Origin of the sequence: Streptomyces sp. NPDC048211 (assembly GCF_043202315.1) — a bacterium.
Taxonomy (GTDB): Bacteria; Actinomycetota; Actinomycetes; order Streptomycetales; family Streptomycetaceae; genus Streptomyces.
Genome location: NZ_JBIDAD010000004.1, coordinates 441,952 through 455,334 on the forward strand (window position 1 = coordinate 441,952; position 13,383 = coordinate 455,334).

General features: G+C 71.2%; 13 protein-coding genes. 4 read left to right on the top strand and 9 right to left on the bottom strand.

Translation table 11 applies throughout. From position 1 onward, the window contains the following. Window positions 1-12: 12 nt before the first annotated feature. On the bottom strand, window positions 13-303 hold the full coding sequence (locus ACGFZA_RS18295) for a hypothetical protein (protein ID WP_327711370.1): 291 nt from the start codon (window positions 301-303) through the stop codon (window positions 13-15). 141 nt (window positions 304-444) lie between these two features. Here ACGFZA_RS18295 and ACGFZA_RS18300 point away from each other — a divergent pair, with 141 nt between their 5' ends. The 3 genes from ACGFZA_RS18300 to ACGFZA_RS18310 all read left to right on the top strand — a co-directional run bounded on the left by ACGFZA_RS18300 (window position 445) and on the right by ACGFZA_RS18310 (window position 2,937). Continuing rightward, window positions 445-996 carry a hypothetical protein gene (locus tag ACGFZA_RS18300; RefSeq protein ID WP_393680204.1) on the top strand — a complete coding sequence of 184 codons (552 nt, stop codon included), beginning with the start codon at window positions 445-447 and terminating at the stop codon, window positions 994-996. 40 nt (window positions 997-1,036) lie between these two features. Next, a complete protein-coding gene (locus ACGFZA_RS18305; protein ID WP_393680206.1) occupies window positions 1,037-1,813 on the top strand; it encodes a maleylpyruvate isomerase family mycothiol-dependent enzyme in 777 nt (258 codons plus the stop codon). A gap of 89 nt (window positions 1,814-1,902) precedes the next feature. After that, window positions 1,903-2,937: a PHP domain-containing protein gene (locus tag ACGFZA_RS18310; RefSeq protein WP_393680208.1), complete on the top strand. Its 1,035-nt coding sequence runs from the start codon at window positions 1,903-1,905 to the stop codon at window positions 2,935-2,937. Between the two features lie 90 nt (window positions 2,938-3,027). Here the strand turns inward: ACGFZA_RS18310 and ACGFZA_RS18315 are convergent, their stop codons facing one another. The 8 genes from ACGFZA_RS18315 to ACGFZA_RS18350 all read right to left on the bottom strand — a co-directional run bounded on the left by ACGFZA_RS18315 (window position 3,028) and on the right by ACGFZA_RS18350 (window position 12,333). Next, on the bottom strand, window positions 3,028-4,497 hold the full coding sequence (locus ACGFZA_RS18315) for a hypothetical protein (RefSeq protein WP_393680210.1): 1,470 nt from the start codon (window positions 4,495-4,497) through the stop codon (window positions 3,028-3,030). A 156-nt stretch (window positions 4,498-4,653) separates the two neighbouring features. Then, window positions 4,654-5,664: an LLM class F420-dependent oxidoreductase gene (locus ACGFZA_RS18320; RefSeq protein WP_385284952.1), complete on the bottom strand. Its 1,011-nt coding sequence runs from the start codon at window positions 5,662-5,664 to the stop codon at window positions 4,654-4,656. Between the two features lie 114 nt (window positions 5,665-5,778). Continuing rightward, window positions 5,779-6,558 (bottom strand): hypothetical protein, encoded by a 780-nt coding sequence (locus tag ACGFZA_RS18325; protein WP_385284953.1) that lies wholly within the window; start codon window positions 6,556-6,558, stop codon window positions 5,779-5,781. Window positions 6,559-6,778: 220 nt separating this feature from the next. Further along, the gene (locus tag ACGFZA_RS18330; protein ID WP_393680213.1) at window positions 6,779-7,714 is read right to left on the bottom strand and encodes an N-acetylmuramoyl-L-alanine amidase; all 936 of its coding nucleotides are present in this window, start codon (window positions 7,712-7,714) and stop codon (window positions 6,779-6,781) included. Between the two features lie 155 nt (window positions 7,715-7,869). Continuing rightward, window positions 7,870-8,457, bottom strand: a complete 588-nt coding sequence (locus ACGFZA_RS18335; protein ID WP_393680515.1) for a class I SAM-dependent methyltransferase — start codon at window positions 8,455-8,457, stop codon at window positions 7,870-7,872. A gap of 203 nt (window positions 8,458-8,660) precedes the next feature. After that, entirely contained in the window at window positions 8,661-9,986 is a 1,326-nt protein-coding gene (locus ACGFZA_RS18340; RefSeq protein WP_393680215.1) for a M20/M25/M40 family metallo-hydrolase, read from the bottom strand. Continuing rightward, on the bottom strand, window positions 9,983-11,380 hold the full coding sequence (locus ACGFZA_RS18345; RefSeq protein ID WP_393680217.1) for a cytosine permease: 1,398 nt from the start codon (window positions 11,378-11,380) through the stop codon (window positions 9,983-9,985). The genes ACGFZA_RS18340 and ACGFZA_RS18345 overlap by 4 nt, the downstream gene beginning before the upstream one ends. Beyond that, on the bottom strand, window positions 11,380-12,333 hold the full coding sequence (locus tag ACGFZA_RS18350) for a DUF1177 domain-containing protein (protein ID WP_385284958.1): 954 nt from the start codon (window positions 12,331-12,333) through the stop codon (window positions 11,380-11,382). Before ACGFZA_RS18350 ends, ACGFZA_RS18345 begins: the two co-directional genes overlap by 1 nt. A gap of 156 nt (window positions 12,334-12,489) precedes the next feature. On the opposite strand from ACGFZA_RS18350, the gene ACGFZA_RS18355 reads away from it, so the two are divergent. Continuing rightward, the gene (locus ACGFZA_RS18355; RefSeq protein WP_385284989.1) at window positions 12,490-13,323 is read left to right on the top strand and encodes an IclR family transcriptional regulator; all 834 of its coding nucleotides are present in this window, start codon (window positions 12,490-12,492) and stop codon (window positions 13,321-13,323) included. Window positions 13,324-13,383 lie beyond the last annotated feature (60 nt).

Genomic DNA, 13,383 nt, shown 5'->3' on the forward strand with positions numbered 1-13,383 from the left:
CCTCCGGCGTCCTCAGTGGCGGATGCGGCCGGCCACCGCGTGGCCGACGAAGAGGTAGACCACGGCTGCCAGGCCGTATCCGCAGACGACCCGGGCCCATGCGGCGTCGAAGGTGAACAGGTCGTACGACCAGCCTGCGAGCCACCGGGCCGTGTGCTGCACGAACTCGACCAGGTCGTTGGCCCGGTTGGCGTCGAGCAGGTACATCAGAATCCACAGGCCGATGATGAAAGCCATGATGTCGGCCACCACGGCTATGACACGTGCTGCGGTGCTGCTTCCCTTGCCTCTGCTGTAGGACATGGAGTGCGGGTTGCCGCTTTCGGGCCGGTGAAACCCGGACGGCGGTCCCGGGGTGGCGGGGCCCGGCCCCCGGAGCCAGCCTGGCGGAGGAGTGCCGGGCCCCGGCACCTACCGTGACGTCCCCGGTCAGGGAGGCCCGCCGTGACCCGTTCCATGCCGCTCCGCCGACTGCTCGTGGCACTGCTGCTGTCCTGCTCCGTGCTGACGGGCGCCACCGCGTGCGGGAGCGACGACGACAGCGGTGCGAGCAGCACGGCCTCGCCCACCGGTACGTCGTCGGCCGAGGCGCAGAAGTTCGCCAAGACACGGTTTGTCGCCAACGCGGGGCTCGCGGCAGGCGCGGCGTACCAGTGGATCGTCAAGCCGTACCGCGCCGGGAAGTTCAAGAAGGGCGCGGACGGGCGGACCTTCACGCTCGTCAAGGCCGGGCTCGCGGGCGGCTTCGCCTACAACCGGCTCAAGGCCGCGTCTGACAACGCCAAGGGCGACCCGTTGCTGTCGAAGGCCGTCGCCCCGCTGACCGCGGGCATCGAGTCGCTCAAGGGCATGGCCACCAAGCTCGGGAAGGGGGAGGCGGGGGCGGGGGACGTCGGTGCGTTCGAGAGCGTCATCAACAGCATCAAGGAAGCGGGGAAGAGCGCGGGCGCCGAGGTCAAGGACAAGGTGCCGTCCACCTCGCAGCTCGGCGGATAACCGCATGTGAGGGGTGCCATGCCCGCACTACAGTGCGGGCATGGCACCCCTCGCGCATGAGCGCTACTGCGACGAAATCGTCCTGCTGACCGAGACGTTGAGGTCGGTGATCAGCGGCGCCGACCTCGACGCGAACGTCCCGACCTGCCCGGAGTGGACGCTGCGCGAGCTCGCCGTCCACGTCGGCGGTGCCCACCGCTGGGCCGGCGAGATCGTCCGCACCCGGGCCACCGAGGAGCTCCCGGAAGAGCGGGTGCCGGCGTTCACGCCCGACGGCGAGGACCCCGCCGTCCTCGACGCCTGGCTGGCCGACGGGGCGGCCCGGACCGCCGGGGCGCTGAGGGAGGCGGGACCCGGGGCGGAGGTCTGGTCCTGGTACCGGGACCGGAGCGCGGGATTCTGGGGGCGGCGCATGGCGATCGAGACGGTCGTCCACCTGGCGGACGCGGCCCTGGCCGCGAAGGTGCCGTACGCGATGTCCCCGGACCTCGCCGCCGACACGATCGACGAGTGGCTGGAGATCGTGTCCTTCGCCCAGGCCGAGGGCGACCCCGAGGCCGCGGAGCTGCGCGGGGAAGGCCGCTCCCTCCACCTGCACGCCACGGACGTGCCGGACGCCGAGTGGCTCATCGAGTTCGGTGAGGACGGCTTCACGTGGCGCCGCGCGCACGGCAGGGCGACCGTGGCGCTGCGCGGGCCGCTCACCGACCTGATGCTGGTCTTCAACCGCCGCCTGGCCCCGGACAGCGACCGCGTCGAGCTGCTGGGCGACGCGGAGCTGCTGGACTTCTGGCTGGCCCGGTCCTCCTTCGGCTGACCGTCGTCGCGGCGCTTCCGGTGTGCGGGCGGGGCGGGCCTGGGCCAAGCTGGACAGGATGCCCGTCCTTTCGCCCCCAGGAGGTGCCGATGGATCCGGTCCGGGCCCTGGAGCGGATCGCCTTCCTGCTGGAGCGCGGCGGCGGCGGGACGTACCGTGTCCAGGCCTTCCGCACCGCCGCCCGCACGGTGGCGGCGATGGCCGACGGCGAGGCCGTGGAACGGGTCACGAACGGCTCCCTGGAACGGGTCAAGGGCATCGGCCCCCGCACCGCCCAGGTGATCCGCGAGGCGGTCGCCGGGCAGACGCCCGCCTACCTGGAGCGGCTGGAGACGGAGACCGCGCAGAGCGGCCCGCTCGCCGAGGGCGGTGAACGGCTGCTCGCTCTGCTGCGCGGCGACTGCCATCTGCACTCCGACTGGTCGGACGGCGGCAGCCCGATCGAGGAGATGGGCCGCACGGCGGCGGAGCTCGGCCACGACTGGGCGGTGCTCACCGACCACTCGCCCCGGCTGACGGTGGCCCACGGACTCTCGCCCGAGCGGCTGCGGCGGCAGCTCGACGTGGTGGCCGGACTCAACGAGCGCTGGGCGCCGTTCCGGCTGCTGACCGGCATCGAGTGCGACATCCACATCGACGGCTCCCTCGACCAGGAGGAGGAGCTGCTGGAACGGCTGGACCTGGTGGTGGTGTCCGTCCACTCCAAACTGCGGATGGACCCCGGTCCGATGACCCGGCGACTGGTCGCCGCCGTACGCCACCCGCAGGCGAACGTCCTCGGCCACTGCACCGGGCGCCTCGTCACCGGCCGGGGCCGCCCGGAGTCGCGGTTCGACGCGGACGAGGTCTTCGCCGCCTGCGCCGAGGCCGGCACGGCGGTGGAGATCAACAGCAGGCCCGAGCGGCTGGACCCGCCCCGGCGGCTGCTGCGCCGGGCCGTGGACGCGGGCACGCTGTTCGCCGTCGACACCGACGCACACGCGCCCGGACAGCTCGACTGGCAGATCCACGGGTGCGCCCGCGCCGAGGAGTGCGGCGTCCCGGCTGAGCGCGTCGTCACGACGTGGACGGCGGACGAGCTTCTCGCCTGGACCCGCGAGGGCCGGCTGCCCGCCTCCGTGTGAACGCGTGGCCCTGGCGGAAGACCGGTGCACGTGATGCGGGGCCGGACACCGCGAGCGCGCACGCTCGGCCCACCGGGGCGGCCCGCGGGCTCAGGCCCGGCTTTGAGCCGCCGGCTGCTGCTGCTCGGACGCCGATGAGACGGAGCGGGAGACCGCCTCGTCCAGCAGACCGTTGAGCCAGGAGAAGCCGCTGAACTCGGTGAGGAGCCGGTCGATCCCCTCCTGGCGGACCAGCAGTTTCTCCTCGTCCAGACGGGAGTTGAACACCCCGCTGTGGGTCATGGCTCTGCTGCCGAGATTCCGCTCCCCCCACAGGCGGACGTCGTCGAGGATGTCCGCGCGTCGCTGCTTGAGCGCCGAGGCGACACGAGCGAGCCGGTCGAAGCTGTCCACCCCGTCGAGTTCCAGCGGCTCGCTCGCCATGGCGATCTCAAGCGGCTTGAACACCGATTTCTCCAGGGCGTCGAGATGGGCTTTCGCCCCGGCGGCCTTGCGGGCCTGCTGAAGCAGACGCGTCAGCCTCTTGAACTGATCGCGGGCGAGGCCGCCGTAGATACGCGCGGTGTAGGCGGGCCCCTGCCCGGGGTCCAGGTGCAGCTCGCGGCTCCGGACTCCGGCGATCTTGGCGTCGCCCATGTCGAAGGCGTTGACGTGCGTCTCCTGACTGAGGACCTGCCAGCCGGCCGGGCTGTTCCACAGCATGTTCGTCGTCTCGAACAGGCCGCTCTGGTGGGCGCTTTCGTACTCCTCGGTGCCGAACCAGTCGGTGGGCGACCGGTCCTGGCGGAACTCCCTGGCGGGGCCGCTGTTGGAGGCGGCGCTGGGGGACTGGTAGTGCCAGGCGGTGAAGTGGTCCTCGTTCACCCCCGTCACGGCGAAGGCGCAGCCGTTCATCGTCGCGGTGAACACGAACTCCGAACCGGGCCCCTGGTTCCCGGCGTCCCGCGGAACACGGGCGTGTCCGACCGATGTGTCGGGGTTCGATGTGATGCCGGTCAGATAGGGGATGTACGAAGACGCCAGATACTGCTGATCCGGCAGGACCGGAAGCAGCGCCGCGTGTCCGACGAGGGGGGCGAGGAGGGGGTCGTCATGGCCGTACGCCGCGACGTACTTCTCGACGGCGGGGGTGAGCAGGTAGGCCGGCATGCCCTCCCGGGAGCGCCTGCTGTCCGGGACCAGGACGAACCAGTGCCGGTCCCATCCGGCTGTGCTCATGCGGTGCACGAACTGTGCCTGATCCAGGGGCAGTTCCGGCATGCGGCTCTTGATGCCCAACGTGAAGTCCAGGGCGAGAGCGGATCGTGAGAGGAAGGCCTGCGGGTCGTCCACGAGTTCGTCCGCGGGGGCCCGCTGCACCACCTGGCCGGGCGCCTGCCCCGACTGCGCCGCTCGCCCGGCGCCGGAGCGCGGGGACTCGGCCCGGCGGAGCATCATCTGGACGACGGCGGCGTTCCCGGCCGTGCTCTGCAGGGAGCGCAGCCTCTGGGGCTCCGCCTCGCGTACGGGCCTGCGTACGGGCGAGGGGCCGGTGGACCGGGCGTCTTCGTGACCGTGCAAGGGGCCTCTTCCGGCGCAGTTTTCCCAACCTGCCCTGTCTACCGAACGGGGGTGGACCGGCGCGAGGTACGCCGGGGCAGGGTGTGCCGTCCGGAAGGGCAGACCCGGCGGCCCTCCGTGCCCGTGAGGAGAGGGCGCCAAGGGCTGCCCCGGCCCTCAGTGGTTGAGGTCCGCCAGCACCCGCAGGGTGTGCGGGTCCGGCGCGGTCACCAGGAGATCGGTCACCGGGCCCTTGCGCCACAACTCCAGGCGTTCCGCGATGCGTTCCCTCGGTCCGACGAGCGAGATCTCGTCGGCGAACGCGTCCGGCACGGCCAGCACCGCCTCTTCCTTGCGCCCCTCCAGGAACAGCTGCTGGATCCGCCGCGCCTCCTCCTCGAACCCCATCCGCGCCATCAGGTCGGCATGGAAGTTGCGGGCCGCGGCACCCATGCCGCCGATGTAGAAACCGAGCATCGCCTTCACCGGCAGCAGCCCCTCCGCGACATCGTCACAGACCTGTGCACGGGCCATCGGCGCGATCATGAACCCCTCGGGGAGGCCGCTCAGCGAGGCCTCGTACACATCGGTGCGCAGCGGCGACCAGTACAGCGGCAGCCAGCCGTCCGCGATCCGGGTGGTCTGGGCGATGTTCTTCGGTCCCTCGGCGCCCAGCAGCAACGGGAGCCCGGCGCGCAGCGGATGGGTGATCGGCTTCAGCGGCTTGCCGAGGCCCGTGGCGTCCGGGCCGTTGTACGGGTGCGCATGGAACCGGCCGTCCAGGGCGACGGGCGCCTCGCGGCGGAGCACCTGGCGCACCACGTCGACGTACTCGCGGGTCGCGGTGAGGGGGCTGCCGGGGAACGGGCGCCCGTACCAGCCCTCCACGACCTGTGGGCCGGAGAGCCCGAGGCCGAGCATCATCCGGCCGCCGGAGAGGTGGTCCAGGGTGAGGGCGTGCATCGCGGTCGCGGTCGGGGTGCGGGCCGCCATCTGCGCGATGGCGGTGCCCAGCCGGATACGGGAGGTGTGGGCGGCGATCCAGGTCAGCGGGGTGAAGGCGTCCGAACCCCAGGCCTCCGCCGTCCACACCGACGCATAGCCCAGCTCTTCCGCCTCGCGGGCGAGGTCCAGATGGGCCGGGTTCGGGCCGCGGCCCCAGTATCCGAGAGCGAGTCCGAGCCGCATTCCGCTGCCTCCCACTATTTCTGACGTTCCATCAGATATAGCCGGAGGGTACGACAGCGGCCCCCCGCCCGGAAGGGGCGGGGGGCCGCTGTCGGTGGTGCGTGCGCCGCTGCGTCAGCCGCGCTGGATGCCCGTGGTGTCCTGGAGCACGCCACGACGGCCGTCCTGCGTCTGGGCGATGAGGCCCTGACCGCTCTGCTCGACCGCGAGGTACCAGGTGCCCGGCGCCAGTTCGGCGATCGGGGACGGCGAGCCGTCCTCGCCGTACAGCGGACGGGCGACCGGCACCGCGAACCAGAACGGGGTGAAGTCACCGGCGGGCGCGGCCTGCTGGGCAGGCGCGGCCTGACCCTGCTGCGGGTCGGGCTGCGGCTGGCCGCCGTAGGACGGCGCCTGGCCCTGGCCCTGGGGCTGACCGGCGTAGGGCGGCTGCTGCTGACCGCCCGGGTACCCGTAGCCCTGGCCCGGCTGGCCACCGTACGGCGACTGCACGGCCTGCGGCTTCGGAGCGCCCGCCAGCGGGGCCTTGAGTGCGGGGAGCATCGGCGAGGCGACCGCACCGGCGGCCAGCGCCAGCGAGGCGATCAGGCCGAGGATCAGGCCGGCACCGGCGTCGATCTGGCCGAGGTCGATGATGGTCCAGAAGAGGTTCCACGCGGTGAACACCGTGGCGGCCACGCCGAATGCGGCGAGGTCGAGGCCGAGGACCTTGCGCGGCTGGGGCTGAGAGCGGGACAGCACGATCAGTGCGGCACCGGCCACGCCGACCATGTAGACACCGATCGCGTTGCCCAGGGAATCCCAGGAGTTCGGCGCGTCGACGCTGGTGCTTCCGTAGTCGAAGTAGTCGAGGAAAGAGGCGATGAACAGCACGACCGCTGCTCCGATCACCACGCCATCGCCTCGAGTGAGGGAGCGGATATTCACGTGAAGGTCCTTAGTCGGTCGTCTCGTCGGGGCGGTCGTCGCTGCCACCGGTACGGCGGGTACGGCGCGAAGCTCGGGAGCGGCCCCCCATCGTACGGATGAATCTATCGTCTGCCCGGGCGGGTTGTGTCCCTGCCCGGTCCTTGGGCAGGCATCCTCCCGAATTCATCGCAGAACCACCTCTTCACTACCCCTTGAGGTAGCTGCTGATGCCGTCCGCGATGCCCTGGGCCGCCTTCTGACGCCAGCCCGCGCTGGTGAGCAGGGCGGCATCCTTGGGATCACGCATATTGCCGCATTCGATGAAGACTTTGGGCACGGTCGACAAATTCAGTCCGCCGAGATCCTTGCGGGTGTCCAGACCGGTATTGCCGCCGATGTAATTGGAAGGCGCACTTCCGGTAGCGCGGACGAAGAGTCCGGCAATCCGGGTACCCAGATCACGCGAAGGACCCACGATCTTCGAGGTGTCCGCGCCGCCGCCGCGCACGGATGCGGGAAGAATCACATGGAAGCCGCGGTTCCCCACCGCCGAACCGTCCGCGTGGACCGAGACGACCGCGTCGGCCCCGGCCCTGTTGCCGATCCGGGCCCGCTCGTCGACGCAGGGCCCGAACGCCCGGTCGCCGTCGTAGGTCAGGATCACCTTCGCGCCCTGCGCCCGGAGCAGCGTCCGCAGCCGGTGCGAGACATCCAGCGTGAACCGGGCTTCCGCGTAACCGGAGTTGGTGGAGGTGCCGGTGGTGTCGCACTCCTTGTGCGTGGTCCCGATGTCCACCTGCCGGTTGATCTCGGCGGTGTGCAGGTGGTTGTCCGGGTTGTGGCCCGGGTCGATGACGACCGTCTTCCCGGACAGCGGCCCGGAGGGGAGGTCCGCTGCGCGCGGCGAGGGCGTGGCGGGCTTCCTCGGCGCCGGGGACGCGCTCGTGCGCACGGGGGACGGCGAGGCGGGAGCGGACGCGGCCGGCGAGGACGGGGCGGCGTCGCCCCCCTTCCCGGGCCGCGCCTGCGCGGCGCCACCGCCACCGCAGCCGGCGACGCCCAGGGACAGCACGGCCAGCGCGGCGGCGGCGGACAGGACGGGGCGGCGGGGGGTGGGGGGAACACTCTCGTCGTGACGCACCCGGCGATGCTATCCGGGAGCCCGCGCGGTGTCCGGAGCGCTCGGATTCCCGCCCCGGTCCGTCCCGCCGGACCCGGTGCACCGCACTGAAGCGGAGTGCCCGGGTCCCGCTCCGGTACGCCGCACCGGCCCGGCGCGGCGGCGGGCCGGAGCGGTCAGATCCCCGTCCCGGTGCGCCGCAGCACGCGCAGCGAATCCGTGACGGAGATCTCGGTGAACGCCCCCGAAGCCAGCGCGCGCAGATACACCCGGTACGGGGCCTGGCCGCCGTGGGCCGGGTCAGGGAACACGTCGTGGATCACGAGCAGCCCGCCCTCCGCGACATGCGGTGCCCAGCCCTCGTAGTCGCCGTTGGCGTGCTCGTCGGTGTGACCGCCGTCGATGAAGACGAGGCCGAGCCGCCCGCCCCAGACGGCGGCCACCTGCGGCGACCGGCCCACGAGCGCCACCACGTGCTCCTCCAGACCGGCGGCGTGCAGCGTCCGGCGGAACGTGGGCAGCGTGTCCATCCGTCCCACCTCGGGGTCCACCACCGTCGGGTCGTGGTACTCCCAGCCGGGCTGCTGCTCCTCGCTGCCCCGGTGGTGGTCGACGGTGAGAGCCGTCACACCGGCCGCGCGCGCCGCGTCGGCGAGCAGGATGGCCGAGCGCCCGCAGTACGTGCCCACCTCCAGCAGCGGCAGCCCGAGCGCGGCCGCCTCGGTGGCGGCGGCGTACAGCGCGAGTCCCTCGGCCACCGGCATGAAGCCCTTGGCGGCCTGGAACGCGGCGAGAATCTCCGGCTTGGGCTCGGCGGCCACGGGTTCCTCCTGGTGGGACGGGATGTACGGCATGCGGTTCGACGGCGCCATCGTGCCGTACGCCCCCGCCGGAAGAACCGGCGGGGGCGTACGGGTGGGGTGAGCCCGGGTCGGGGCGGGCCCCTGGCGGAGTGCTGACGGAGGGATCAGCAGCTCTGCCAGAGTCGGGTCATGACGCGGACGCCGAAACGCAGTCCCTCCAGCGGGACGCGCTCGTCCACGCCGTGGAAGAGCCGGCCGTAGTCCAGGTCGTGCGGGAGCTTCAGGCCCTTGAACCCGAAGCAGCGGATGCCGAGGTGGGTGAAGGCCTTGGCGTCCGTACCGCCGGGGTTGCAGTACGGCACCGGGTGGCCGTCCGGGTCCTCGGCCCGCACCGCTTCGCACATCGCGTCGACGAGCGGGCCGTCGAACGTGGTCTCCATCGCGATGTCGTGGTTGACCCACTCGCGGGTGACCGAGGGCAGCAGCAGCTTGTCGATGGTGTCGATCAGCTCCTGCTCGTGGCCGGGCAGGAAGCGGCCGTCGACACGGGCGGTCGCCTTCCCGGGGATCACGTTGGTCTGGTAGCCGGCGTTGAACATGGTGGGGTTCGCGGAGTTGCGGAGCACCACCTGCATGAAGTCGGAGACCGGGCCGAGCTTCGCGAGGCTGCCCTCGATGTCGTTCTCGTCGAACTCGACACCGTAGAGACCGGCAGCCTCCTCCAGCAGGGCGCGGACCGGTTCGATCAGCCGTATCGGGAAGGTCTCGCGGCCGATCCGGGTCAGCGACTCGGCGAGGTCGGTGACCGCGTTCTCGTCGTTGGGGGAGGAGCCGTGGCCGGCCCGGCCGGTCGCGGTGAGCTCCATCCAGGCCATGCCGCGCTGGGCGTTCTCGATCGGGTAGAGGCGACGGGTGTCGTCGATCGCGAAGGAGAACCCGCCGCCCTCGCCGATCGCCTCGGTGACCCCGGCGAACAGCTCCGGGCGGTGCTCGACCAGCCAGTGGGCGCCGAACTTGCCGCCCGCCTCCTCGTCGGCGAGGAAGGCGAGGACCAGGTCCCGGGAGGGCTGCGTACCGGTGCGGGCGAAGTGCCGGGCGGTGGCCAGCATGACGGCGACCGTGTCCTTCATGTCGATCGCGCCGCGGCCCCACAGGTAGCCGTCCCGGATCTCGCCGGAGAACGGCGGCACCTGCCACTCGGAGGCGTCCGCGGGGACCACGTCCAGGTGGCCGTGGACCATCAGGGCGCCGCGCCCGGGATCGCGGCCCGCGATCCGGGCGATGACGCTGGCCCGGCCCGGGGCGGACTCGATGAGCTCGGAGACGATGCCCACCTCGGCGAGGCGGCCGACGACCCACTCGGCGCTCGCGCGCTCGTTGCTCGTGGGGTTGGAGGTGTCGAACCTGATCAGTTCGGCGCAGAGGTCGACGACTTCGGCCTGGGCCTCGTCGGAGGCCGGGACCAGGGGTGCGTCGGGGGTGGTGCTCATGCTGCTCCCACGGAGGTGGTGGCGGGGGCGGCGGGGGCCGCGTGGTCCGCGGATCCCTCGTCGTCGAGGGCGGAGGTGCCGTACGGCCTCACCCAGCCCAGCAGGCCGAGGACGCTGTACAGGACGAAGGCGGTGGCCAGCGAGTTCAGGGCCGGGATGCCGCCGTCGTAGAACTTGCCGACGCAGAAGGCCGCGATCCAGATGGCGATCGACATCGGGACCCAGGTCGGCGACGACGTCGGCAGCGTCTCGGACTCCCGGGTGTCGTCCAGCGGCTTGCGCATCTTCTTCACGACCCAGTACTCGGCCACGATGATCCCGCCGATCGGCGGGATGGCGACGCCGAGGATCGTGAGGAACTCGGTGAAGTGGGTCATGATCCCGACCGCGGACAGGAGCGTGCCCGCGATGCCGAGGACGATCGTGACCGCGCCGCGGTGGACGCGCTTGCCGAAGACGACCTGGAAGAAGTTGACGACGCCGAGCGAGGAGCCGTACAGGTTCCAGTCGTTGATCTTCGCCGTGGACATCAGGACCACGATCACGCCGAAGGCACCGGACGTGGAGAGCACGATGTGCGAGACCTCGTTGCTCTTCACCAGGTGGCCGAGCAGTACACCGGTCAGTCCGACGATGTACTCGGAAAGGATCATCGACGAGGCGCTCTGCAGGAAGACGTGCGAGCCCCTCTTGTTGTAGCGGGTCATCTCCGGGGAGACGATCGCTCCGGTCATGTAGCCGCCCGCGATGGCGGTGGCGGCAACGGCCAGCGGGATCGTTTCGCCGGGCGGCGGCGAGTGGATCAGGTCGCTGAACGAGTGGTCGTTGAGCGTGGTGATGACGGACCAGGCGACCATCGCGAAGAAGAGCGGGGTGACGATCTTCGCGAAGTTCGCCATGTACTTGAAGCCGAAGATCACCAGGGCGGTGATGGCGATCCCGGCGAACACGCACCACATCCAGGACGGTCCGCCGACCAGCTCCGAGACGCTGTTGCCGAAGATCGTGTTCTGTACGCCGAACCAGCCGACCAGGCTGACCGCGATGACGAAGCTGACCAGCGCGGAGCCGTTGCGGCCGAAGCCCACCCAGCGGGTCAGCATCGGGGTCGCGAGGCCTTCGCGCATGCCGGCCAGGCCGATCGCGAAGATCACGATCTCCAGGATCACCGCGCCGAGCGTGAAGGCGAGGAAGGCGTCGCCGAAGGTCATGCCGACGCCGATGGTGGCGCCCAGCGTGAACTGCGAGATCGAACCGGACTGGGCCAGCCACTGAAGCAGCATGGACCAGAAGCCGAACCGCTTGTCGCGCGGGACGCGCGAGAGCGAGTAGTCGTCGCTGCCGATGCTCTTGGTCTCCTGGACCACGGCGTCGGCCTGCGGGGCGGCTGCCATCAGGACTCCTGGGGTGTACGGCCGAAGGTCTGCAGGTGAGCCAGCGACCCGTAGCGGTTGACGAGGTTGTCGAACTCCACCGCGTCGTGGAAGTCCAGGTGGCCGCCGCCGTAGGCCTTGGCGACCTCCACGGCGTAGCGGGCGGCGGATGCGATGTCGCTCTCGTGACTCGCGCCGGTGCCGCAGCCCGGCACCGCGGCGGCCGAGGTGATGGCCAGACCGATGACGGGGGCGGCCGTCGCGGTGGAGGGCTGGAGGATCGAATTGATGTGGTGTGCCCCATTACCGTACGGGGTGATGTCCTGCGTGGTCACGGGGTACGTGACCAACGGCTCACCGGTCACCACGGCCAGCAGCTCACCGAGCTGCTCGTTGACGCGGAGCACCCAGCCCTCCTTGACGGTGGGCGACAGGGCGAGGCCCTTGTGGTTGATGATCCGGTTGCCCTTGGTGGTGTCGATGGAGAGCACGGCCTCCATCTCGCCGGTCACCTCGTGCCGGTTCATGGTGGCGATGTCCACGGGCGATCCCATGAACGGCACCGGGTCGTGCGGCTCGGTCGGCGCGTTCGGGCAGATGTGGGTGGCGACGATCACATCGCCGGGCAGCACATCGCCGCGGCGGCGCATGTCGAGCAGCTTGGCGGCGGTGGCGACGGCCGAGACCGCTCCGTCGGCGTCGGAGACCATGCCGGTCACCTCGGGCCGGGCCCCGATGCCGCCGAGCCGGCCGACGACGCCCAGGGTGCGGGCCCCGCCTCCGGCCGTACGTCCCCGGGAGCCGGGGATGCGGACCATCACGAAGTCCGTCGAACCCCGCTCACCGGCGACCGTGGTGACCTCCGCGGACGAGCCCTCGGCCCCAGCCACGGAGTCGAGGTACTCGACGACCGTCTTGCCGTTGACCTGGGGGTCGTCGAGGAGATCGACGATGTCCAGTACGTACTTCAACATGGGGGGCCTTTCTCGCGTATCCATCACACCCGTCCGGCGCCCGGCAGGGAGTGGGACGCCGGACGGGGTGCTGAGAGCAGATTCGGGATCGGATAGCGTTGAGCGCAACTGTTTCCCGTTATTTGCAATTCAGGTCTGAATGGCGAGATGGGTGAGATCACGATGGCGGACTTCGATCTGGACCGGCGCACGCCCGCCGGAGCCCTGCAAACCGTCGACCGGGCGCTCCTCGTGCTGCTCGCGTTCGAGCGGACCCGACCCGACTGGGGCGTCACCGAGGTCGCCGAGGAGTTCGGCTGGGACACCTCGGTGGCCCAGCGGCTGCTCGCCACCCTCGCGGGGCGCGGCTTCCTGGTCTCCGACCCGGCCACCCGCCGCTACCGCATCGGTCCCGCCGTGCTGCGCCTGGGCAGGCTCTGGGAGCGCTCCGGTTCACTGGAGCTGCTGGCCGGGCCGGTCCTGGAGGAGCTGCGCCGCGTCACCGGCGACACCGTGCTGTTCTGTTTGCCGGACAGCTTCCACATGCGGTGCGTGGCGGCCGAGGAGGGCGAGGCCGGGCCGCTGCGTTACTACCCGCTGGTCGGTGAGCTCTACCCGGCGCACGCCGGGGCTACAGCCAAGTCGTTCTACGCCTACCTGCCGGACGAGCAGCGCCACCGGCTCTTCCGGGGGCGCCCGATGGCCCGCTTCACCGACCGGACCGTCACCGATCCTGACCTGCTGGAGCAGGAGCTCCTGAAGGTCCGCGCCCAGGGCTACGCCTGGACGGTCGGTGAGTACGACACCGGCATCGCCACCGTCGCCGTGCCGGTCTTCCTGGGGCGTGAACCGTACGGAAGCCTCAGCCTGGGCGGGGCGAAGGAACGGTTCGACGGGGCGCCGGAGAACCGCCTCGACGCGCTGCGGCAGGCCGCCGAACTGCTGGAGAAACGCCTCACCCACCCGCCGCAGCGCCCGAAGCCCAAGGCCCGCAGGACCCGGGCCGCCTGACCCGGGAACACCCGCCCCGCACCCGCACGAACCGACCCGAAGAGAACCTCAAGAGGAATC

Excerpts from the sequence above, each read along its gene's own strand:
- ACGFZA_RS18295 (WP_327711370.1), bottom strand. The coding sequence starts at position 303 with ATGTCCTACAGCAGAGGCAAGGGAAGCAGCACCGCAGCACGTGTCATA.
- ACGFZA_RS18305 (WP_393680206.1), top strand. The coding sequence starts at position 1,037 with ATGGCACCCCTCGCGCATGAGCGCTACTGCGACGAAATCGTCCTGCTG.
- ACGFZA_RS18310 (WP_393680208.1), top strand. The coding sequence starts at position 1,903 with ATGGATCCGGTCCGGGCCCTGGAGCGGATCGCCTTCCTGCTGGAGCGC.
- ACGFZA_RS18320 (WP_385284952.1), bottom strand. The coding sequence starts at position 5,664 with ATGCGGCTCGGACTCGCTCTCGGATACTGGGGCCGCGGCCCGAACCCG.
- ACGFZA_RS18335 (WP_393680515.1), bottom strand. The coding sequence starts at position 8,457 with ATGCCGGTGGCCGAGGGACTCGCGCTGTACGCCGCCGCCACCGAGGCG.
- ACGFZA_RS18340 (WP_393680215.1), bottom strand. The coding sequence starts at position 9,986 with ATGAGCACCACCCCCGACGCACCCCTGGTCCCGGCCTCCGACGAGGCC.
- ACGFZA_RS18345 (WP_393680217.1), bottom strand. The coding sequence starts at position 11,380 with ATGGCAGCCGCCCCGCAGGCCGACGCCGTGGTCCAGGAGACCAAGAGC.
- ACGFZA_RS18350 (WP_385284958.1), bottom strand. The coding sequence starts at position 12,333 with ATGTTGAAGTACGTACTGGACATCGTCGATCTCCTCGACGACCCCCAG.